This is a genomic window from Enterobacter sp. EC_64 (genome assembly GCF_019584165.1).
Lineage (GTDB): Bacteria > Pseudomonadota > Gammaproteobacteria > Enterobacterales > Enterobacteriaceae > Enterobacter > Enterobacter roggenkampii.
Genome location: NZ_VDAS01000010.1, coordinates 146,284 through 166,655 on the forward strand (window position 1 = coordinate 146,284; position 20,372 = coordinate 166,655).

Consider the following 20,372-nt stretch of genomic DNA (forward strand, 5'->3'; position numbering starts at 1 on the left):
TGTCTCTCTAATTGGTTGCCAAGTGGCGCAAGTTTACGCAAAATGCCGCTCATTCAATGGCAAACCTTATTGTTAACATGGCTACAGCAGACTGAGGCAACCGGCGTCGCAGAGAATTAACTAATTGAAAAAATTAAAGATTAATTATCTGCTCATCGGCATTGTAACGTTGCTGTTGGCAGTGGCCCTCTGGCCTTCCATCCCCTGGATCGGCAAAGCCGAAAACCGTATCGCCGCCATTCAGGAGCGGGGGGAATTGCGCGTCAGTACCCTTAACTCTCCGCTGATTTACAGCGACATCAACGGCAAAATCATTGGTCTGGATTATGAACTGGCACAACAGTTCGCCGATTATCTTGGCGTGAAGCTAAAAATCACCGTCCGCCAGAATATCAACCAGCTGTTTGACGACCTCGATAACGACGATGCCGATATGCTGGCCGCCGGGCTGGTGTATAACAGCGAGCGCAGCAAAAACTATCAGCCGGGCCCGACCTACTACTCCGTTTCGCAGCAGCTGGTTTACCGCGTCGGGAGCCTGCGCCCGCGCTCGCTGGCGTCGATTAACGATCGGCAGCTGACGATTGCCCCCGGCCACGTGGTGATTGACGATCTGCGCGAGCTCAAGGAGAAGAAATATCCCGACCTGAGCTGGACGGTGGATGCGAAACTCGGCACGACGGAGCTGCTGGAGCAGGTAAAAGATCAGAAAGTCCCCTACACCATCGCCGATTCGGTCGCGATCAGCCTGTTCCAGCGGGTGCATCCTGAAATCGCCGTGGCGCTGGACGTCACCGACGAGCAGCCAGTGACCTGGTTTACTCAGCTCGACGACGATCAGACCCTCTCTGCCGCGATGCTCGATTTCTTCAACACCATGAATGAAGACGGTACGCTGGCGCGCCTGGAGGAGAAGTACCTCGGGCATGGTGATGACTTTGACTACGTTGATACCCGCAGCTTCCTGCGTGCGGTAGACAGCGTCCTGCCGGACCTGCAGCCGCTGTTCGAAAAATACGCCCAGGAAATTGACTGGAAACTGCTGGCGGCTATTTCTTATCAGGAATCCCACTGGGATACCCAGGCCACGTCTCCGACTGGCGTACGTGGTTTGATGATGTTAACCAAAAATACCGCGCTGAGCCTGGGCGTCAATGACCGTACCGATGCGGAACAGAGCATCAGCGGCGGCGCGCGTTACCTGCAGGATATGATGGCCAAAGTCCCGGAAACGGTGCCGGAAGAGGAGCGGATCTGGTTCGCGCTGGCGGCCTACAATATGGGCTATGCGCATATGCTGGATGCGCGAGCGCTGACGGCCAAAACGAAAGGCAACCCGGACAGCTGGTCAGACGTAAAGCAGCGCCTGCCGCTGCTGAGCCAGAAGCCATGGTATCACAAGCTGACGTACGGCTACGCGCGCGGGCATGAAGCCTACGCCTACGTGGAAAATATCCGTAAATATCAGATTAGCCTGGTCGGTTATCTGCTGGAGAAAGAGAAAGAGGCGACAGAGGCCAAACGGCTGGCCCAAAGCTACCCTGTCGTGGCGCCGGACGAGCTTAACCGTCCGTCGGCTTCAATTCTGCCTTTTGCTGCTTTTTCTGCTGACGGCGCATTCGAAAGAAATCGCTTAATAGCCCCGAACACTCTGGTGCAAGCACCCCGCCGATAGTCTTCACCTGGTGGTTCATCCCCGGGTGACCCAGCACGTCCATCAGCGAACCGGCCGCACCGGTTTTTTCATCCCGCGCACCGAAGACCAGAGTTCCGATCCGGCTGTGTACCATCGCCCCGGAGCACATTACGCACGGCTCCAGCGTCACATACAGCGTGGTATCAAGCAGGCGATAGTTTTGCAGCACCAGACCGCCCTGACGAAGCGCCATGATTTCGGCGTGCGCCGTCGGATCGTGGCGGCCAATGGGACGGTTCCACCCTTCACCAATCACCTGGTTATTGTGGACCAGCACGGCGCCCACGGGCACTTCGCCCTCGTCCCAGGCACGCTGAGCGAGCGTTAGCGCGTGGCGCATCCAGTATTCATGCGAGAATTCAGGGTTGGACAACGGTTGATACTCCAGTCGAAAAGCGGGCGGCATTATACACACCCCTTATGGATAAGACTATTCGAGTTGCTGAAGTTCACCTGATGGCGTGACGCGCCAGCGGTGCTGGCAAAAATAGAGCAGCGGGTTGTCCTGCTTGCTGTCGCTGTAGCCGCTGTACAGGCGCAGTGGCGTGCCGATACGTTTTTCCAGCTGGACCACTTTTTCATGCCCCAGGCAGCGCATCGTCAGCACCCAACCGCCGTAGCCGCGGGCAATTTGCGTGGCGATAAGATTCACGCGCGGAAGCCAGGGGGTATCAAAGTAGACCTGCTCCACCAGCGTCTGCGGGGAGCCGGTAATAAGCCAGATGTCGGCATCGTTCGCGTCGAGGTAGCCGGTCAGGCGCGCCTGCACCACCGGGAATGCGGCAACGTGGCCGCGGAACCAGTGCGCAAAATCCTGCTCGAGCTGTTTAAGCCGCGCTTCGCTGTGCCCAAACGTACATCCCCACAGCAGCAGGCTCATCGGCCATCGCGCCGCACGGCCTTTCACCAGCAGCGCGATCCCAATAACCGGTAAGAGCGGTAGCACGAGCAGCGCATTCAGGGGCTGACGCCGCAGCAGGTAACGCATAAACGTACCAAACATATCCTGCTGATGCAGCGTGCCATCCAGGTCGAAAAAGACAACGCGACGCCCGTGATTTGCCAAACCTTACTCCTCTGGGTCGTTGAAACCTAACAGCCAGGTAAACAGGAACCCGGCGATCACCGCTACTAAATAGCCTAACAGATAGAGCACCACTTTTCCGGTCACGATGGTTAATGCCAGCGGTAACCCCGAGAGACCAAAGGTGATGACGGTGGCAACTTTCCAGTAGCTGATCAGCGCCCCGCCTACCGCGCCGCCCAGACAGGCCGCGAGGAACGGTTTACCCAGCGGCAGCGTAACGCCGAAAATCAGCGGCTCGCCAATGCCGAGCAGCCCGACCGGGAGTGCGCCTTTAATCATTTTTTTCAGACGCGCGTTGCGGGTTTTCATCAGTACCGCAATTGCCGCACCGACCTGCCCTACACCCGCCATCGACAGGATAGGCAGCAGCGCGTTATAGCCGTGCGCCTGCACCAGCTCGACGTGGATCGGTACCAGCCCCTGATGCAGGCCGGTCAGCACCAGCGGCAGGAAAGTACCCGACAGCACCGCGCCCACTAACAGGCCGCCGCGGTCAATCGCCAGCGAAGCACCGTGGGCGATGGCTTCAGAGATCCACCCGCCTAACGGCTGGAGGGCCACAATCGCTACGCTACCGGTAATCAGCGTGGTCAGCAGCGGGTTGAGGATAAGCTCAATCGAGCCGGGCAGAACCGCGCGCAGCCGTTTCTCGATCCAGCACATCAGTATGACCACCAGCAGCACCGCGATCACCCCGCCGCGGCCCGGCTGAAGCGCCTCACCAAACAGCGTAATCTGCGCCAGCTGCGGGCTGGACAAGATGCCCGCCATCACCCCGCCCATCGCCAGCGATCCGCCAAACACCTTCGCGGTATTCACCCCGACCAGAATGTTCATGATGGCGAACACCGCGCTGCCGAAGATCCCGAGAATCCCCAGCAGGTTCGGATACTGCGTGGCGAAATCCCCCACAATATCCGGCCGCTTGAGGATATTGATGATCCCGGTGATCAGGCCTGAGGCAATAAACGCCGGGATCAGCGGAATAAAGACGTTTGCCAGCTGTCGCAGCGCGTCGCTCATCGGGGCTTTGTATTTCGCCTTTGCCTGGGCTTTGGTGCGCTCAGCATCGTCAATCGATACGCTCGCACTCACGCCCATCAGCGCGCGCATGGCATCGACAACCTGCGCCGCTTTCCCTGGGCCGACGATCAGCTGGTGCTGCTGCCCCTGTTTCACGTAGCCGCTGACGCCGGAAAGCTGCTTCAGACCCGGCACGTCAAGCTGGTCGTCGTCATGCACCTCGACGCGCACGCGCGTCATGCAGTTTTCGAGACGCTGAATATTTTGTTCCCCACCAATCCCCCGCAGGATACCGCTGGCGAGCGCTGCTGTTTTGTCCATACACGCCTCTGTTAGTGTTCTAATGCCGCCCGTAAGAAACCGTTATGCGCATCGAGTTTGGCTCTTGCGGCCGCCGCATCCAGCCCGCTTAAGATCATCAAAATGGCCGGTTTAACATCGTGATCGGTCTGTTTGAGTACCGCTTCCGCCTCTTCGCGGCCTGCGCCCGTCGCCTCCATCACCATGCGGCAGGCTCTGTCCACCAGCTTGACGTTGGTGGCCTGCATATCCACCATCAGGTTCTGATACACCTTGCCGAACTTCACCATCGCGCCGGTGGAGATCATATTGAGCACCAGCTTTTGCGCGGTCCCGGATTTCAGGCGCGTGGAGCCGGTGAGCGCTTCCGGCCCGACAACTGGCGAGATAGCAATTGTGGCCACCTGCGCAATCGGTGAGCCAGGGTTGCAGGAGATGGCGACCGTCGTGCAGCCGGTCTGGTTGGCGTATTCCAGCCCGCCAATCACGTACGGCGTACGCCCGGATGCCGCCAGCCCGACCACCAGATCCTTCGCGGTCAGATTAAGATCCTTCAGGTCATCCTCGCCCAGCTGTTTGTTGTCTTCCGCCCCTTCAACGGCTTTCAGCAGCGCACCGGGGCCACCGGCGATCAGCCCAACTACCAGACCATGCGGGACCCCAAAGGTTGGCGGACATTCTGACGCGTCCAGGACCCCTAAACGCCCGCTGGTCCCCGCCCCCATGTAAATAATGCGTCCACCGGCCTTGAGGGCGTCCGCAGCCGCATCGACCGCTTTCGCCACCTCGGGTAATGTCTCTTTCACTGCCTGCGCGACCAGCGTATCCTGTTGATTAAAGCGGTTAACCAGCTCCAGGGTGGAGAGCGCATCCAGATCCATGGTTTGCGGGTTACGTGTTTCAGAAACAAGTGAGCCAAGATTCATTTTTGTACCTCAAGAATTTTTAATTCATAATAATCACACTATAATGGAATATAAAATTCATTCAGGCGAGCAAAATCCGTATTTGCGCAGATAATCACATTTTCGCCAGGAGACCGTATGAACTGTTTAATTCGCATTCGTCAGCGCTACGCAGGCTTTGCCCAAAGCGACAAGAAGCTGGCGGATTTTCTGCTTTCTCAACCCGACCACGCGCGCCATCTCAGCTCGCAGCAGTTGGCGAGTGAAGCCGGGGTGAGCCAGTCCAGCGTGGTGAAATTTGCGCAGAAGATTGGCTTTAAGGGATTCCCTGCCCTCAAGCTGGCGATCAGTGAAGCGCTGGTCAGTAACCCTAACCCGCAGTCCATGCCGGTGCATAATCAGATCCGCGGAGACGATCCGATGCGGCTGGTCGGCGAAAATCTGATCAAAGAGAACGTGGCGGCCATGCATGCGACGCTCGATGTGAATACGGAAGAGAAGCTGCTGGAGAGCGTGGCGATGCTGCGCGGCGCGCGGCGGATCGTTCTGACCGGCATCGGCGCGTCCGGACTTGTGGCGCGTAACTTTGGCTGGAAGCTGACAAAAATTGGCCTTAACGCCATCGTCGAGCAGGATATGCACGCCCTGCTGGCGACCGTACAGGCGATGGATCCTGACGATCTGCTGCTGGCGATCTCCTATTCCGGCGAGCGCCGTGAGATCAACATGGCCACCGACGAAGTCCTGCGCGTCGGCGGTAAAATTCTGGCGATCACCGGTTTTACGCCGAATGCCCTACAGCAGCGGGCCACGCGCTGTTTATATACCATTGCCGAGGAACAGGCCACGCGCAGCGCGGCTATCTCGTCCACCAGCGCACAAATGATGCTGACGGACCTGCTGTTTATGGCACTGGTGCAGCAGGATCTGGAGCGTGCGCCCGAGCGCATTCGCCACAGCGAAGAACTGGTAAAGAAACTGGTTTGACGCGTATAATGCCCGCCCAGTTTGTGTTGTTTCTGAGAATTTCCTGATGGCGCTGTTAATTACCAAAAAATGCATTAATTGCGATATGTGCGAGCCCGAATGCCCGAACCAGGCCATTTCGATGGGCGACAGCATTTATGAGATTAACAGCGACCGCTGCACCGAATGCATCGGCCACTATGAGACGCCGACCTGTCAGAAAGTGTGCCCGATCCCCAATACCATCCTGAAGGATCCGGCACACGTCGAGAGCGAAGAGCAGCTGTGGGATAAGTTTGTCCTGATGCACCACGCGGACAAACTTTAACTTTCGATGATCACCGTTGCGCTGGCATAGTGACGCTCATCCGCGATCGTCACGTGGACGTGATTCACGCCGAGCTTCTCTGCCAGCTTTTGCGCCTCGCCCCATAAACGCAGGCTTGGCTTACCCAGCTCATCGTTAAACACTTCAAACTGGTTGAACGCCAGACCGTTACGAATGCCGGTCCCGAAGGCTTTGGCGGCCGCCTCTTTTACCGCAAAACGCTTCGCCAGAAAACGCACCGGCTGCTGATGCGCTTCCCAGATGGCCCATTCGTTATCGCTCAGCACGCGCCTTGCGAGGCGATCGCCGCTGCGGGCGATCACCGCTTCAATGCGGGCTATTTCCACGATATCGGTGCCTAAGCCCAGAATGGCCATTACTGACGCGCTTCCAGCATCAGGCGTTTCATTTCCGCGACCGCCTCTTTCAGGCCGCTCATCACCGCGCGCCCAACGATCGCGTGACCGATGTTCAGCTCGTGCATTTCCGGGATGGCGGCAATGGCCTTCACGTTATGGTAGGTCAGGCCGTGACCGGCATTGACCTTCAGACCCAGGCTCGCCGCGTAGGTGGCCGCTTTAGCAATACGCTCCAGCTCTTTCGCCTGCTCGGCATCGTTTTTGGCATCGGCATAGCAGCCGGTGTGAATTTCGATATACGGCGCGCCCACGTCGGCTGCCGCTTTAATCTGGGTGAAGTCGGCGTCAATAAACAGCGAAACCAGGATACCGGCATCAGCCAGGCGCTTGCAGGCATCGCGCATTTTGTCGAGCTGGCCGGCCACGTCCAGACCGCCTTCGGTCGTGACTTCCTGGCGTTTTTCCGGCACCAGGCAGCAGAAGTGCGGCTGGGTCTCACAGGCAATGGCGAGCATCTCTTCGGTGACTGCCATCTCCAGATTCATACGGGTGTCCAGCGTCTGACGCAGAATGCGAACGTCGCGGTCAGTGATGTGGCGACGGTCTTCACGCAGGTGAACGGTAATGCCGTCGGCGCCAGCCTGTTCAGCGATAAACGCCGCCTGAACCGGATCGGGATACGCCGTGCCGCGCGCATTACGCAGCGTGGCGATGTGATCGATGTTGACGCCTAACAGTAATTCAGCCATGACAATCCTCGGTTTTCTTTTCGATTCTGTGGTCTAACGTTTCGGCACAAACTGCCTGAATAATTCGCGGCTCTTTAAGGGCTTGCCGCCAAGATACGGCTTGAGGGCAATCCGGGTAAAGCGTTTTGCTGCGCGCAGGGTATCCTGATCGGGAAACTCGCGCTCATAAAGCGCCCGGAGCTGACGCCCGGTAAAGGTGCTGTTGTCGATCACGACGCTGGCAATGAAGCCTTTTTCTTCACGGTAGCGGTAGGTCATGGTGTCTTCCACTTCGTCACCGCTGCCCGCACAGTGCAGAAAATCGACCCCGTACCCAAGATGGCCCAACAGCGCCAGTTCAAAACGCCGCAGCGCAGGCTCGGGCGTACCGGTTGCGCCAGCCAGCGCCTGGATACAGTGCAGATAATCAAAGAAAAGTTCAGAGAAGCGGGTCTCATGTTCAAGAACGCGTGAGATGAGTTCGTTGACATACAGACCGCTGTAGAGCGTGATGCCGGAGAGAGGAAGCGCCAGGGAGACGGCTTCGGCGCTGCGCAGGGTTTTGACTTCCCCTCGCCCACCAAAGCGGACCAGCAACGGCGTGAAAGGCTGTAAGGCACCTTTCAGGTTAGAACGTTTTGAACGTGCGCCTTTTGCAACCAGGCGCACGCGGCCCGACTCTTCCGTGAAGACGTCCAGCATCAGGCTGGTTTCGCTCCAGGGACGACTATGCAGGACAAAGGCGCGCTGCCATCCATCCATATGCTCGTCGTCTTGTGTTACTGGTCTTCGCCGTAACCGAGGCTGCGCAGAGCTCGCTCATCATCGGCCCAGCCAGATTTCACTTTCACCCACAGTTCAAGGTGAACCGGCGCTTCGAACATCTCCTGCATGTCCTTTCGGGCTTCGATGCCGATGGTTTTGATCTTGGCGCCTTTATTGCCGATCACCATCTTCTTCTGCCCTTCACGCTCAACGAGGATCAGGCCGTTGATGTCGTAGCCGCCGCGCTCGTTGCTCTGGAAACGCTCGATCTCCACCGTCACAGAGTACGGCAGTTCAGCGCCCAGGAAACGCATCAGCTTTTCACGGATGATTTCAGACGCCATAAAGCGCTGAGAGCGATCGGTGATGTACTCTTCCGGGAAGTGATGAATCGCTTCCGGCAGATGTTTGCGCACGATGCCCGCGATGGTATCCACGTTCAGCCCCGTCTCCGCAGACAGCGGAACGATGTCGAGGAAGTTCATCTGGCTACCGAGCCACTGCAGATGCGGCAGCAGATCGGCCTTTTCCTGCACGTTGTCCACTTTGTTAACGGCGAGGATGACCGGCGTTTTGCCGTCGCGCAGCTTGTTCAGCACCATCTCGTCGTCCGGCGTCCAGCGGGTGCCTTCCACAACGAAAATCACCAGCTCCACGTCGCCAATCGAGCTGCTCGCCGCCTTGTTCATCAGACGGTTGATGGCACGCTTCTCTTCCATGTGCAGGCCCGGTGTATCGACGTAGATCGCCTGATACGCGCCTTCAGTATGGATACCGACGATGCGGTGACGCGTGGTCTGTGCCTTACGCGAGGTGATAGAAATCTTCTGCCCAAGCAGATTATTCAACAGGGTGGATTTGCCGACGTTCGGACGTCCGACGATGGCAATAAATCCGCAATAGGTCTTTTCTTCGCTCATTCCAGCTCCAGCATTTTTAACGCCTGTTCGGCGGCAGCCTGTTCAGCCTTACGACGGCTTGAACCTGTGCCCACCACCGGTTCACTCAGGCCACTGACCTGGCAATGGATGGTAAATTCCTGATCGTGCGCTTCGCCACGAACCTGCACCACCAGATAAGATGGCAGCGGCAGATGACGGCCCTGCAAATATTCCTGCAGACGCGTTTTGGGATCTTTTTGTTTATCGCCCGGGCTGATTTCGTCCAGACGGGTCTGATACCAGTTCAGGATCAGCTTTTCGACGGTCTGGATATCGCTGTCCAGGAACACACCACCAATTAATGCTTCGACCGTATCGGCAAGAATAGATTCACGACGGAAGCCGCCGCTTTTCAGTTCACCCGGCCCAAGACGCAGACATTCGCCCAGCTCAAATTCGCGCGCGATTTCCGCAAGGGTATTTCCCCGAACCAGCGTGGCACGCATGCGGCTCATATCACCTTCATCCACGCGCGGGAAACGATGATAAAGCGCATTCGCAATCACGAAACTTAAAATAGAGTCGCCTAAAAACTCGAGACGCTCATTATGTTTGCTGCTGGCACTGCGGTGGGTTAATGCCTGTTGCAACAACTCCTGATGATGAAAAGTGTAGCCCAGCTTCCGTTGAAGCCGATTAATTACGATGGGGTTCATGCGATACCAATAAATGAATGCGTCAAAAATGCAGCACACGAAACCGACCTGAGAAAACCAACGCGGTTTCGTGTGCCGTGGCACCCTTGCAGGGCCAACCTTAAACTTCGGGGGAATATTCTATACACAACGACAGGGGATGTCGTTAGTTCGAAGAGATTTATCGGTGAAATAATTCGTGTAGCCGCGTTAATTCGCGGCTACACGTTCATTTAGTGAGAATTAATGGATTCCGCCAATACGATTCAGGCGTACGCCGGTCGGCCATTCGCCTTCCTGCTTCTCAAAACTCATCCAGATTGCGGTCGCTTTACCGACCAGATTCGCTTCCGGCACAAAGCCCCAGTAACGGCTGTCCGCAGAATTATCGCGGTTGTCACCCATCATGAAGTAATGGCCTGGCGGTACAATCCAGCTTGCCAGCTGCTGGCCCGGCTGACGATAGTACATACCCACTTGATCCTGCGCGATTGGCACGGTGAGGATACGGTGCGTCACGTCACCCAGCGTCTCTTTGCGCTCAACCAGACGAATACCGTTATCTTTGGTTTCGCCTTTCGGTACCTGGAAGAATCCGCTACTCGCTTCGCCGCCGTTGTGACGGGCAAAGGTCTGCACAAAATCACTTGGCTCAACGTTCGAGTAAGTGATTGGCAGCGCGTTTTCACATGCAGTACCGGAGCTGCAGCCTGGCTGAACGGTGACTTCTTTCGCAACCGGATCGTAAGTCACTTTGTCACCCGGCAGACCTACCGCGCGCTTGATGTAGTCCAGGCGCGGATCTTCCGGATATTTGAACACCACGATGTCGCCACGTTTCGGATGACCGGTCTCGATCAGCGTTTTCTGGTAGATCGGATCTTTAATGCCGTAGGCAAACTTCTCTACCAGAATAAAATCACCAATCAGCAGCGTTGGCATCATTGAACCTGATGGGATCTGGAACGGTTCGTAAATAAACGAACGTACCACCAGCACAATCGCCAGCACCGGAAACACCGAGGCGCCCGTTTCCAGCCAGCCCGGTTTCGGACCGACTTTCTTCAGGGTTTTCGCGTCAATACCATCGCCAGTGGCTGCCTGTGCGGCAGCCTGACGTTCACGACGTTTTGGGGCGAAGATAAACTTATCCAGACACCACAGCAGACCTGTCACCAGGGTAGCAATGACCAGGATCAGGGCAAACATGTTCGCCATGCCAACTCCTTAGGGTTATTTGCCGTCTTTACCAACATGAAGGATGGCAAGGAATGCTTCCTGCGGCAGCTCGACGTTACCGACCTGCTTCATACGCTTCTTACCTTCTTTCTGCTTCTGCAGCAGCTTTTTCTTACGGCTGACGTCACCGCCATAGCACTTCGCCAGAACGTTTTTACGCAGCTGTTTCACGGTAGAACGCGCGATAATGTGGTTGCCAATGGCCGCCTGAATCGCGATATCGAACTGCTGACGCGGGATCAGATCTTTCATCTTCTCAACCAGCTCGCGGCCACGGTATGGCGCATTGTCGTTGTGGGTGATCAGCGCCAGCGCATCCACACGCTCGCCGTTGATCAGCACGTCCACACGCACCATGTTGGAGGCCTGGAAGCGTTTGAAGTTGTAATCCAGTGACGCATAGCCACGGGAGGTGGACTTCAGACGGTCGAAGAAGTCGAGTACCACTTCCGCCATCGGGATTTCGTAGGTCAGTGCGACCTGGTTACCGTGGTAAACCATATTGGTCTGCACGCCGCGCTTCTCAATACACAGCGTAATGACGTTACCGAGGAATTCCTGTGGCAGCAGCATGTGACATTCGGCAATAGGCTCACGCAGCTCGTGAATATTGTTCAGCGGCGGCAGCTTGGACGGGCTGTCGACGTAGATCACTTCTTTCGAGGTGGTTTCAACTTCATACACTACCGTCGGCGCGGTGGTGATGAGGTCCAGATCGTATTCACGCTCCAGACGTTCCTGAATGATCTCCATGTGCAGCAGGCCGAGGAAGCCGCAGCGGAAGCCGAAGCCCAGCGCCGTTGAGCTTTCTGGCTCGTAGAACAGGGAGGCATCGTTCAGGCTCAGCTTGCCAAGCGCATCACGGAAGTTTTCGTAGTCGTCAGAGCTGACCGGGAACAGGCCCGCGTAAACCTGCGGTTTCACCTTTTTAAAGCCTGGCAGCGCTTTTTCTGCCGGGTTACGCGCACCTGTCAGGGTATCGCCCACCGGCGCACCGAGGATGTCTTTGATGGCGCACACCAGCCAGCCTACCTCGCCGCATGTCAGCTCGGTACGGTCAACCTGTTTTGGCGTGAAGATACCCAGACGGTCGGCGTTATAGACCTGTCCGGTACTCATAACCTTGATTTTGTCGCCTTTGCGCATGGTGCCGTTTTTAATACGCACCAGGGAGACAACGCCCAGATAGTTATCGAACCAGGAGTCAATAATCAGCGCCTGCAGCGGGGCATCCGGATCGCCTTCCGGGGCCGGAATATCACGTACCAGACGTTCCAGAACGTCGGTCACGCCGACGCCGGTTTTCGCAGAGCAGCGCACGGCATCGGTCGCGTCAATACCGACAATATCTTCAATCTCTTCCGCGACGCGCTCAGGATCGGCGGCTGGCAGGTCAATCTTGTTCAGAACCGGCACAACTTCGAGATCCATTTCCATCGCGGTGTAGCAGTTTGCCAGGGTCTGGGCTTCTACGCCCTGCCCGGCATCGACTACCAGCAGCGCGCCTTCACAGGCCGCGAGCGAGCGTGAAACCTCATAGGAGAAGTCAACGTGGCCTGGGGTGTCGATAAAGTTCAGCTGATAGGTTTCGCCATCAGCCGCCTTGTAATCCAGCGTGACGCTCTGCGCCTTGATGGTGATACCGCGTTCGCGTTCCAGGTCCATGGAGTCCAGAACCTGGGCTTCCATTTCACGATCAGACAGGCCACCGCAAATCTGGATAATACGGTCAGACAGCGTCGACTTACCGTGGTCAATGTGAGCAATGATCGAAAAGTTACGTATGTTCTTCATATAGTTAAATAATTATGCCTTACGAATTCCTGGAGGCCGCTGTTCTTAGCCTGACGTTTTTCAGTGCGAAAACGCAGCATTCTACACTACATCTCCGCTACCTGGAAATGGACTTAGCGCCAGGTATAGCGTGAAGAAAGGACGTTTTCTGTTTTAAGACGTAAAAATGACAAAGCCCGATGAATCACCGGGCCTCAGAAGAGAGCGTCTCAACGCGAAGCTGGTCTGGCGCCAGCCCAACGCTGAGAATGACAGGCTGCCACTCCTCGCGCGCGGCAAGCGTCGGGGAGAGGCCTTTGGCAAGCCAGAATCCCCCCAGCCCCCCTAATGCGGCACCGCACATGGCGGCACCGTCGGTGCCAAACAGCATCTGGAAAACGCCGCCCATGATAAACAGCCCGAGCAGCGGAGAGAGATAGACCAGCATGGCGGAACTGAGCAGGCTGCCTTCCGCGATGCCGAGTTCAACTTTCTGCCCGGCCATCAGCGGCTGTTCGCTCGGTACAGAAATCGTGTGCGAGGTTTGCGGCCCGAGCTTATTCAGCACGCGGCTGCCGCAACCGGCTCGGGAAGCGCAGCTATTGCATGAGGCTTTTACATCGCAGCTCACCAGCGCAATGCCGTTTTGCCACGAGACTACCGTCGCCCATTCTTTGATCATTGTGCGGCCCTGAATTTAATGCTGTCGGAGATGCGCTTCGCCGTTTGCGGAGGAAGTTCCCCCACAATGGTGATCTCTGCATTATCGCGCACCGTTGTGCTCACCGTACGGCGCCCGGTACGCAGAATTTGTTCAGTGCTGTTTGCCGTTGCGCGATTGATATTCACCGAGAAGCTGAACAAACCATCGGAATAGAGGCGTGATTCCACCGGCGTTTCAATCGTTGGCAGCTGGCGACGGCTGCTGGACACTTCGCTAAATCCTTGCGGGATCCAGGCAGGTACCCAGTTGAAATTAACGGAATCGCCTGCCGGAACGGAAAGCAGCGGCGGCAGGCTGGCCTTAGCCAGATTCTGCATGCTGTTGCCAACCTGGTTGTTCACGCTAAAGGAGATAACGCGAAACTGTTCCAGCGTTTCACCGTCACGGTCAAGCAGGTCTACACGCATGGGGAGTTTGGTTTCCGCGTCAATCCAGACAATATAGCTGTAGCGCGTTCCATCCCGGGCGACAACGCGGATCACCTCACACAGTCTGTCCGCAATACGCGTACGCCCTACCGAAATAAAATCGTAGTAAGGGGCAAGCCGTTTGAAGTCGGTGTAAATGAGTGACGGCAGAGAATCAACGATATAGTCGCCATTGAGCGTGAAAGGCTCCAGGCCGGGTTCGAAATAGCTGATTTCGTTACCACGCTGGACAACTTCCCGACGCGGGCCATCCATCTGTAAAAGCTGGGCGAGCGGCTGATTATCAAGACGGGCATGGCGATAGCGTAACGACTCGACGCCCTGCTTATTGATGCTGATAAATGCCAACTCGTAATTGAGTGACTGGCTGGCCAGATTCATTTGCTGCAACAACGCCCCGGATGATACATCAGCCGAGGCGTTGGCAGAGAAGAACAGGCTACCCGCCATCAGAGACATGGCGAACCAAAGTTGCTTCATTACTGCGATTGCGTTCCTAAAGTTTGGTTTCCGGGCACCTGCACAGCAGCTTGCTGTGTCTGCGCCTGCTCAAACTGAAGCTGTTCAGAGTGCAGACGACGCTGCAACTCGTAATCCTGCAACATCGCATTAATGCGACGGCGCTGCTCCTGAACCTGCTGTTGCTGGCCGCCGCTGGCGGAAGCATCAGCCGGTACGCCCAGGCTTACCGGGCTGGCTTTGCCCATCATCGGCAGTGTGTTAAACACTGGCGCTTCTGGCTGCTGATTAGTTTCAGACTGAGTATTATAGTGCTGGACGCCAACGATAACTGCAAGCGATACGCATGCAGCCACACCCATTTGGGTAAGCTGGCTGGCCCACGGACGCACCTTTTGCCAGAATGGCATTTTCTGCCACTGGTGAGGTGCGGGTTGAGCTTCAGGAATCAGCGGAGTGGTCTGATGAACAGGCTCATTCTCAATCGCCGCCATGACGCGGGCTGAGATATCGAAATGGAGAACCTCGCCGGTGTCACCGCGAAGGGTGTCACGGATGAGATGGTAACTCTCCCAGGTCTCTTGCATTTCGGGAGAATGAGACAGCTCGTTGAGCAGCTCACTATCCACCGTTTCACCATCCATTAAAGCGGAAAGTTTTTCTTTCTGCATGCCTAATACCTTTTCCAGTATCCCGCTATCGTCAACGCCTGATAAGCGGTTGAACTTTATTATCAATAGCTTCTCGCGCACGGAAAATTCGTGAACGTACCGTGCCGACCGGACAATCCATGATAGCGGCTATCTCTTCATAGCTCAGACCATCCAGCTCCCGTAACGTAATTGCCATGCGTAAATCTTCCGGGAGCGACTCGATCGTGCGAAAAACGATTTGTCTCAGTTCTTCTGACAACATTAAGTTCTCAGGGTTCGAAATTTCTTTCAATGCGCCGCCACTTTCGAAGTTTTCGGCGTCGATTGCGTCCACATCACTAGAAGGCGGACGACGGCCCTGAGCGACCAGATAATTCTTTGCCGTATTGACCGCAATACGGTACAGCCAGGTATAAAAAGCACTATCTCCCCGGAACGAATCCAGCGCGCGATAGGCCTTAATAAAAGACTCTTGCACCACATCAGGCACATCGCCTGACGGTACATAGCGGGAAACCAGGCTCGCCACCTTATGCTGGTAGCGCACCACCAGTAAGTTAAAGGCTTTCTGATCTCCCTTCTGGACCCGTTCAACCAGGACCTGGTCCGTTAACTGCTCGCTCATCCGAGGTAATGTCTCCCCAAACCTAAATTCCACGCGTTATCGAAACGCCACTCTAAAAATACCGCACTTTGAGCAAGCACCGAATTAGAGTGTCTGATCTTCAATAAGTTCCGTAACGCCTTTGTTTTTGTTCATCGCGCCGCAGACTGTTCATTTTCTCTCATTATAAGTCTGTTCACGATACGCACCACTTTCTGACAAGAAACATCTTTTTCCCGCCAGAAGAGTAACGCAACCCAGTCTTTATTTCATCACAAAATCTGACGCTAACGATCTGCTTCGCAAAATAATTTCACTCATTTACCCTCCGTTTACCTCCGCTTATGCGTTTAGCCATTGCAACACTCGTTAAAAAAAACGTGCGATAAATCGCATTCAGGTGCTATTCTGAGCCAACACTGTTTAGTAAATTAAACAACAATCATGAACACAACACCTGAACTCCATTGTGATGTACTGATCATCGGCAGCGGCGCTGCCGGTCTCTCTCTGGCGCTACGCCTGGCCGAGCATCAAAACGTTATCGTTCTGAGTAAAGGGCCGATAAGCGAGGGTTCCACGTTTTATGCCCAGGGCGGGATTGCCGCCGTGTTTGATGAGACAGACAGCATTGCCTCCCACGTCGACGATACGCTGATTGCCGGGGCCGGGATCGTGGATGCGCACGCCGCAGAGTTTGTCGCCAGCAATGCCCGCCATTGCGTGCAGTGGCTCATCGACCAGGGCGTCTTATTCGATACGCAGGTTCAACCCAACGGTGAAGAGAGCTACCACCTGACGCGCGAAGGCGGCCATAGCCACCGCCGCATCCTGCACGCGGCGGATGCTACCGGAAAAGAAGTGGAGACCACGCTGGTCGGCAAGGCGCTGAGCCATCCTAATATTCGGGTGCTAGAACGAAGCAATGCCGTTGATCTGATTATCTCCGACAAGATTGGCCTGCCGGGCACGCGTCGCGTGGTGGGCGCCTGGGTGTGGAACCGCAATAAAGAGAAGGTGGAAACCTGCCAGGCGAAGGCTGTGGTGCTGGCTACGGGCGGCGCCTCTAAAGTGTATCAGTACACCACGAACCCGGACATTGCCTCCGGAGACGGTATCGCGATGGCCTGGCGCGCCGGCTGCCGGGTGGCGAACCTTGAGTTCAATCAGTTTCACCCAACCGCCCTGTTCCATCCTCAGGCGCGCAACTTCCTGCTGACGGAAGCTCTGCGCGGCGAAGGCGCCTATCTGAAACGCCCTGACGGCACCCGCTTTATGCCGGACTTTGACGCCCGTGGCGAACTGGCCCCGCGCGATATCGTTGCCCGCGCCATCGACCATGAAATGAAGCGTCTTGGCGTGGACTGCATGTATCTTGATATCAGCCACAAGCCAGCAGAGTTTATTCGCCAGCACTTCCCGATGATTTACGAAAAACTGCTCAACCTTGGCATCGATTTAACCCGCGATCCGGTACCCATTGTGCCAGCCGCCCACTACACCTGCGGTGGGGTGATGGTTGACGATCATGGGCGTACCGATGTGGATGGTCTTTATGCTATTGGTGAGGTCAGCTATACCGGACTTCACGGCGCGAACCGTATGGCCTCTAACTCGCTGCTGGAGTGCCTGGTCTACGGCTGGTCTGCCGCAGAAGACATCACGAAACGCATGCCCTACGCCCGCGAAACAGAGCGCCTGCCTGCCTGGGATGAAAGCCGTGTGGAAAATCCGGACGAACTGGTCGTGATCCAGCATAACTGGCATGAGCTACGGTTATTCATGTGGGATTACGTCGGGATTGTGCGCACCACGAAACGTCTTGAACGCGCGTTGCGCCGCATCACTATGCTGCAGCAGGAAATTGACGAGTATTATGCCAATTTTCGCGTATCGAATAATCTGCTGGAGCTGCGCAACCTGGTGCAGGTTGCCGAGCTAATCGTTCGCTGCGCGATGATGCGTAAAGAGAGCCGCGGGTTGCACTATACCCTGGACTACCCGGATCAGCTTGCTGAATCCGGCCCGTCGATCCTCGCCCCGCAGGTTTACATAAACAGATAAAACGCCTGGGTCAGGGCAGTGTAATCTTCGGAATAACGCTGGTCTGGCCCACGGATCACCATTCGATCGTTAAAGCATTCCCCCTCTTTCGGCGAGAGCGCCAGCAGCACGCGGTGCGGCAGTCGGCCTTCCGTATCCGAAATGTCGGTACGCAGACGCAACGTCCAGCCGATCTCCTGCGCGATACCGATGAACGTGTTGCCCGTACTCTCAGGCAGGACCACGCAGAAAAAACCCTCTTCGGAGATAAGCTCGGCCGCGCTGGTGAGCAGCGCTTTATGATCGAGGGAACGGGTATAACGCGCCTGTTCGCGCTCGGGTGTCCCGCACTCAACGCCGGGCTCGTAGTAGGGAGGGTTGCTGACGATCAGGTCGTAACGCGCGGTTTGTTCAGGCGCCCAGGCGAGTACATCCGCACATTCCACTTTCATGCGGGCTGCCCAGGGCGATTCGGCCATATTGTCACTCGCCTGCTCTGCCGCCTGCGCGTCCAGTTCGACGGCATCAATGGTGACATGCTCTTCCGTGCGCTGCGCCAGCATCAATGCCACCAGCCCGCTGCCGGTACCGATATCAAGAATACGCTTAACCCCTGCGACAGGCGCCCACGCCCCCAGTAAAATACCGTCTGTACCGACCTTCATGGCACAGCGATCGTGAGCGACAAAAAATTGTTTAAACGTAAAACCATCGCGGCGCAGCTGCGCTTTGAGTTGAGACATGTCGGGGCAACCTTCTAAGTGAAACTGGAGTAGCATAGGGGAAAGCGAAGTGGCCGAAAAGCGATATCCATACAAACAGATGAAGATTACAGCCGTAACGTCTATAATCAGCGCCCCACACAGAGGTAGAACATGACTGTAACGACTTTTTCCGAACTTGAACTCGATGAAAGCCTGCTCAATGCACTTGAGAGCAAAGGCTTCACACGCCCGACCGCCATTCAGGCAGCGGCCATTCCGCCTGCGCTTGAGGGCCGCGATGTGCTCGGTTCTGCGCCAACCGGTACGGGGAAGACTGCAGCCTATTTGCTGCCTGTGTTGCAGCATCTGCTCGACTTCCCACGCAAAAAATCTGGCCCGCCGCGTATTTTAATCCTGACGCCGACGCGCGAACTGGCCATGCAGGTGGCCGATCACGCGCGTGAACTCGCGGCAAATACCCATCTGGATATCGCTACCATCACCGGCGGCGTTGCGTATATGAACCACGCCGAAGTGTTCAGCGAAAACCAGGACATCGTCGTTGCGACGACGGGCCGCCTGCTGCAGTATATTAAAGAAGAGAACTTCGACTGCCGCGCGGTTGAAACGCTGATCCTCGACGAAGCCGACCGCATGCTGGACATGGGCTTCGCACAGGATATCGAGCATATTGCGGGTGAAACGCGCTGGCGTAACCAGACCATGCTGTTCTCTGCCACCCTTGAAGGGGAAGCGATTAAAGACTTCGCAGAGCGTCTGCTGGAAGATCCGGTGGAAGTATCAGCCACGCCGTCTACCCGTGAGCGTAAGAAAATCCACCAGTGGTACTACCGCGCGGACAACCTTGAGCACAAGGTCGAATTGCTGAAACACCTGCTGAAGCAGGAAGATGCGCTGCGCACAATCGTGTTTGTGCGTAAGCGCGAGCGCGTGCACGAGCTGGCAGAAATGCTGCGTAACGCCGGGATCAATAACTGCTATCTTGAAGGCGAGATGGCGCAGATCAAGCGTACCGAAGGCATTAAGCGTCTGACCGACGGTCGCGTTAACGTGCTGGTTGCCACAGACGTGGCCGCTCGCGGGATCGACATTCCGGACGTCAGCCACGTCATTAACTTCGATATGCCGCGCAGCGGCGATACCTATCTGCACCGTATTGGCCGTACCGGCCGCGCGGGCCGCAAAGGTATTGCGATTTCACTGGTCGAAGCGCATGACTACCTGCTGCTGCAGAAAATTGGCCGCTATGTTGACGAGCCGCTGAAAGCGCGGGTTATTGATGGCTTGCGCCCAACCACACGTGCGCCGAGTGAAAAAATGACGGGTAAACCGTCCAAGAAAGCGCTCGCGAAACGTGCTGAGAGAAAAGAGAAAGAAAAAGAGAAACCGCGCGTGAAGCAGCGTCACCGCGATACCAAAAATATTGGTAAACGCCGTAAGCCAAGCTCTGCCGCATCAGAGACAAAAACGGAAGAGTAAAAAAAAGCCGGGGACAATCCCCGGCTTTTTTATTCACCCCCGTAGCTGAAGCCTTACAGGCTTTCAGTAAAGGTACGCGCGATAACGTCGCGCTGCTGTTCTGGGGTCAGAGAGTTGAAGCGTACCGCATAGCCGGACACGCGAATGGTCAGCTGCGGGTATTTTTCTGGGTGCTCAACCGCGTCCATCAGCGTTTCGCGACGCAGTACGTTTACGTTCAGGTGCTGACCACCTTCCACGCGCACTTCTGGCTTCACTTCCATTGGAATTTCACGGTACTCGATTTCGCCCAGTTTGCTCACCGGCACGATTTCATCTTCAGCAAAACCCGCTTTCGCGACGACACAGCGCGCTTCGTTTTTCTCGCTGTCCAGCAGCCAGAAAGAGTTGAGCAGATCGTCATTTGCAGCTTTAGTAATCTGGATACCTGTAATCATGTGTTGCCTCCCTTAGGCTACATTAACTGATGTCGGCCTCTCGCGGCCAATTGGTAAAACCATTGTTTCTTGTGT

At 56.1% G+C, this 20,372-nt stretch carries 23 protein-coding genes; 5 read left to right on the forward strand and 18 right to left on the reverse strand.

Annotated elements, in window-relative coordinates:
- The first annotated feature begins 124 nt into the window (after positions 1-124).
- Positions 125-1,675 carry a membrane-bound lytic murein transglycosylase MltF gene (gene mltF, locus FHC52_RS10580; protein ID WP_044597789.1) on the forward strand — a complete coding sequence of 517 codons (1,551 nt, stop codon included), beginning with the start codon at positions 125-127 and terminating at the stop codon, positions 1,673-1,675.
- Here the strand turns inward: mltF and tadA are convergent.
- Genes tadA through murQ form a run of 4 tightly spaced genes read right to left on the reverse strand, consistent with a single transcriptional unit; the run spans position 1,563 to position 5,032 of the window.
- The gene (gene tadA / locus FHC52_RS10585) at positions 1,563-2,102 is read right to left on the reverse strand and encodes a tRNA adenosine(34) deaminase TadA (RefSeq protein WP_008502172.1); all 540 of its coding nucleotides are present in this window, start codon (positions 2,100-2,102) and stop codon (positions 1,563-1,565) included. The genes mltF and tadA overlap by 113 nt on opposite strands.
- A gap of 24 nt (positions 2,103-2,126) precedes the next feature.
- Positions 2,127-2,762 carry a phosphatidylglycerophosphatase C gene (gene yfhb, locus FHC52_RS10590; RefSeq protein WP_032653055.1) on the reverse strand — a complete coding sequence of 212 codons (636 nt, stop codon included), beginning with the start codon at positions 2,760-2,762 and terminating at the stop codon, positions 2,127-2,129.
- 3 nt (positions 2,763-2,765) lie between these two features.
- Complete coding sequence (locus tag FHC52_RS10595) at positions 2,766-4,127, reverse strand: PTS transporter subunit EIIC (RefSeq protein WP_045335344.1); 1,362 nt, start codon at positions 4,125-4,127, stop codon at positions 2,766-2,768.
- A gap of 11 nt (positions 4,128-4,138) precedes the next feature.
- Entirely contained in the window at positions 4,139-5,032 is an 894-nt protein-coding gene (gene murQ, locus FHC52_RS10600; RefSeq protein WP_126289461.1) for an N-acetylmuramic acid 6-phosphate etherase, read from the reverse strand.
- A 117-nt stretch (positions 5,033-5,149) separates the two neighbouring features.
- Between murQ and FHC52_RS10605 the strand changes: the two genes are divergently transcribed.
- Positions 5,150-5,998, forward strand: coding sequence for a MurR/RpiR family transcriptional regulator (locus tag FHC52_RS10605; protein ID WP_220420067.1), 849 nt, complete (start codon positions 5,150-5,152; stop codon positions 5,996-5,998).
- Positions 5,999-6,044: 46 nt separating this feature from the next.
- On the forward strand, positions 6,045-6,305 hold the full coding sequence (locus FHC52_RS10610; RefSeq protein WP_008502177.1) for a YfhL family 4Fe-4S dicluster ferredoxin: 261 nt from the start codon (positions 6,045-6,047) through the stop codon (positions 6,303-6,305).
- Here the strand turns inward: FHC52_RS10610 and acpS are convergent.
- The 12 genes from acpS to rseD all read right to left on the reverse strand — a co-directional run bounded on the left by acpS (position 6,302) and on the right by rseD (position 15,714).
- Positions 6,302-6,682: a holo-ACP synthase gene (gene acpS / locus FHC52_RS10615; RefSeq protein ID WP_008502178.1), complete on the reverse strand. Its 381-nt coding sequence runs from the start codon at positions 6,680-6,682 to the stop codon at positions 6,302-6,304. The two genes, FHC52_RS10610 and acpS, sit on opposite strands and share 4 nt — an antisense overlap.
- Complete coding sequence (gene pdxJ, locus FHC52_RS10620; RefSeq protein ID WP_023325885.1) at positions 6,682-7,413, reverse strand: pyridoxine 5'-phosphate synthase; 732 nt, start codon at positions 7,411-7,413, stop codon at positions 6,682-6,684. The genes acpS and pdxJ overlap by 1 nt, the downstream gene beginning before the upstream one ends.
- Positions 7,414-7,446: 33 nt before the next feature.
- A complete protein-coding gene (gene recO / locus FHC52_RS10625; protein ID WP_008502180.1) occupies positions 7,447-8,154 on the reverse strand; it encodes a DNA repair protein RecO in 708 nt (235 codons plus the stop codon).
- A gap of 17 nt (positions 8,155-8,171) precedes the next feature.
- A complete protein-coding gene (gene era / locus FHC52_RS10630; RefSeq protein ID WP_008502181.1) occupies positions 8,172-9,077 on the reverse strand; it encodes a GTPase Era in 906 nt (301 codons plus the stop codon).
- Positions 9,074-9,754: a ribonuclease III gene (rnc, locus tag FHC52_RS10635; RefSeq protein ID WP_003860711.1), complete on the reverse strand. Its 681-nt coding sequence runs from the start codon at positions 9,752-9,754 to the stop codon at positions 9,074-9,076. Before rnc ends, era begins: the two co-directional genes overlap by 4 nt.
- 222 nt (positions 9,755-9,976) lie before the next feature.
- The gene (lepB, locus tag FHC52_RS10640) at positions 9,977-10,951 is read right to left on the reverse strand and encodes a signal peptidase I (protein ID WP_008502182.1); all 975 of its coding nucleotides are present in this window, start codon (positions 10,949-10,951) and stop codon (positions 9,977-9,979) included.
- 15 nt (positions 10,952-10,966) lie between these two features.
- Complete coding sequence (gene lepA / locus FHC52_RS10645; RefSeq protein ID WP_008502183.1) at positions 10,967-12,766, reverse strand: translation elongation factor 4; 1,800 nt, start codon at positions 12,764-12,766, stop codon at positions 10,967-10,969.
- 184 nt (positions 12,767-12,950) lie between these two features.
- Complete coding sequence (gene rseC, locus FHC52_RS10650) at positions 12,951-13,427, reverse strand: SoxR-reducing system protein RseC (RefSeq protein WP_008502184.1); 477 nt, start codon at positions 13,425-13,427, stop codon at positions 12,951-12,953.
- The gene (rseB, locus tag FHC52_RS10655) at positions 13,424-14,377 is read right to left on the reverse strand and encodes a sigma-E factor regulatory protein RseB (RefSeq protein ID WP_008502185.1); all 954 of its coding nucleotides are present in this window, start codon (positions 14,375-14,377) and stop codon (positions 13,424-13,426) included. The genes rseC and rseB overlap by 4 nt, the downstream gene beginning before the upstream one ends.
- Entirely contained in the window at positions 14,377-15,027 is a 651-nt protein-coding gene (gene rseA, locus FHC52_RS10660) for an anti-sigma-E factor RseA (RefSeq protein WP_008502186.1), read from the reverse strand. Before rseA ends, rseB begins: the two co-directional genes overlap by 1 nt.
- Positions 15,028-15,058: 31 nt before the next feature.
- Positions 15,059-15,634 carry an RNA polymerase sigma factor RpoE gene (gene rpoE / locus FHC52_RS10665; RefSeq protein ID WP_006176728.1) on the reverse strand — a complete coding sequence of 192 codons (576 nt, stop codon included), beginning with the start codon at positions 15,632-15,634 and terminating at the stop codon, positions 15,059-15,061.
- The gene (rseD, locus tag FHC52_RS23020; RefSeq protein ID WP_223605340.1) at positions 15,631-15,714 is read right to left on the reverse strand and encodes a rpoE leader peptide RseD; all 84 of its coding nucleotides are present in this window, start codon (positions 15,712-15,714) and stop codon (positions 15,631-15,633) included. The genes rpoE and rseD overlap by 4 nt, the downstream gene beginning before the upstream one ends.
- 343 nt (positions 15,715-16,057) lie before the next feature.
- Between rseD and nadB the strand changes: the two genes are divergently transcribed.
- Entirely contained in the window at positions 16,058-17,677 is a 1,620-nt protein-coding gene (gene nadB / locus FHC52_RS10675) for an L-aspartate oxidase (RefSeq protein WP_025912839.1), read from the forward strand.
- Here nadB and FHC52_RS10680 read toward each other — a convergent pair.
- On the reverse strand, positions 17,662-18,399 hold the full coding sequence (locus FHC52_RS10680; RefSeq protein ID WP_032675352.1) for a tRNA(1)(Val) (adenine(37)-N(6))-methyltransferase TrmN: 738 nt from the start codon (positions 18,397-18,399) through the stop codon (positions 17,662-17,664). The genes nadB and FHC52_RS10680 overlap by 16 nt on opposite strands.
- A gap of 132 nt (positions 18,400-18,531) precedes the next feature.
- Here FHC52_RS10680 and srmB point away from each other — a divergent pair, with 132 nt between their 5' ends.
- Positions 18,532-19,860, forward strand: a complete 1,329-nt coding sequence (gene srmB / locus FHC52_RS10685) for an ATP-dependent RNA helicase SrmB (RefSeq protein ID WP_008502189.1) — start codon at positions 18,532-18,534, stop codon at positions 19,858-19,860.
- Between the two features lie 53 nt (positions 19,861-19,913).
- Here srmB and grcA read toward each other — a convergent pair whose 3' ends face one another.
- Positions 19,914-20,297, reverse strand: a complete 384-nt coding sequence (grcA, locus tag FHC52_RS10690) for an autonomous glycyl radical cofactor GrcA (protein WP_008502190.1) — start codon at positions 20,295-20,297, stop codon at positions 19,914-19,916.
- Positions 20,298-20,372 lie beyond the last annotated feature (75 nt).

Bases quoted from the DNA above. Each gene is read 5' to 3' on its own strand.
- tadA (WP_008502172.1), bottom strand. From the start codon at position 2,102: ATGCCGCCCGCTTTTCGACTGGAGTATCAACCGTTGTCCAACCCTGAA.
- FHC52_RS10595 (WP_045335344.1), bottom strand. From the start codon at position 4,127: ATGGACAAAACAGCAGCGCTCGCCAGCGGTATCCTGCGGGGGATTGGT.
- murQ (WP_126289461.1), bottom strand. From the start codon at position 5,032: ATGAATCTTGGCTCACTTGTTTCTGAAACACGTAACCCGCAAACCATG.
- FHC52_RS10605 (WP_220420067.1), top strand. From the start codon at position 5,150: ATGAACTGTTTAATTCGCATTCGTCAGCGCTACGCAGGCTTTGCCCAA.
- FHC52_RS10610 (WP_008502177.1), top strand. From the start codon at position 6,045: ATGGCGCTGTTAATTACCAAAAAATGCATTAATTGCGATATGTGCGAG.
- acpS (WP_008502178.1), bottom strand. From the start codon at position 6,682: ATGGCCATTCTGGGCTTAGGCACCGATATCGTGGAAATAGCCCGCATT.
- pdxJ (WP_023325885.1), bottom strand. From the start codon at position 7,413: ATGGCTGAATTACTGTTAGGCGTCAACATCGATCACATCGCCACGCTG.
- recO (WP_008502180.1), bottom strand. From the start codon at position 8,154: ATGGATGGATGGCAGCGCGCCTTTGTCCTGCATAGTCGTCCCTGGAGC.
- era (WP_008502181.1), bottom strand. From the start codon at position 9,077: ATGAGCGAAGAAAAGACCTATTGCGGATTTATTGCCATCGTCGGACGT.
- rnc (WP_003860711.1), bottom strand. From the start codon at position 9,754: ATGAACCCCATCGTAATTAATCGGCTTCAACGGAAGCTGGGCTACACT.
- lepB (WP_008502182.1), bottom strand. From the start codon at position 10,951: ATGGCGAACATGTTTGCCCTGATCCTGGTCATTGCTACCCTGGTGACA.
- lepA (WP_008502183.1), bottom strand. From the start codon at position 12,766: ATGAAGAACATACGTAACTTTTCGATCATTGCTCACATTGACCACGGT.
- rseC (WP_008502184.1), bottom strand. From the start codon at position 13,427: ATGATCAAAGAATGGGCGACGGTAGTCTCGTGGCAAAACGGCATTGCG.
- rseB (WP_008502185.1), bottom strand. From the start codon at position 14,377: ATGAAGCAACTTTGGTTCGCCATGTCTCTGATGGCGGGTAGCCTGTTC.
- rseA (WP_008502186.1), bottom strand. From the start codon at position 15,027: ATGCAGAAAGAAAAACTTTCCGCTTTAATGGATGGTGAAACGGTGGAT.
- rpoE (WP_006176728.1), bottom strand. From the start codon at position 15,634: ATGAGCGAGCAGTTAACGGACCAGGTCCTGGTTGAACGGGTCCAGAAG.
- nadB (WP_025912839.1), top strand. From the start codon at position 16,058: ATGAACACAACACCTGAACTCCATTGTGATGTACTGATCATCGGCAGC.
- FHC52_RS10680 (WP_032675352.1), bottom strand. From the start codon at position 18,399: ATGTCTCAACTCAAAGCGCAGCTGCGCCGCGATGGTTTTACGTTTAAA.
- srmB (WP_008502189.1), top strand. From the start codon at position 18,532: ATGACTGTAACGACTTTTTCCGAACTTGAACTCGATGAAAGCCTGCTC.
- grcA (WP_008502190.1), bottom strand. From the start codon at position 20,297: ATGATTACAGGTATCCAGATTACTAAAGCTGCAAATGACGATCTGCTC.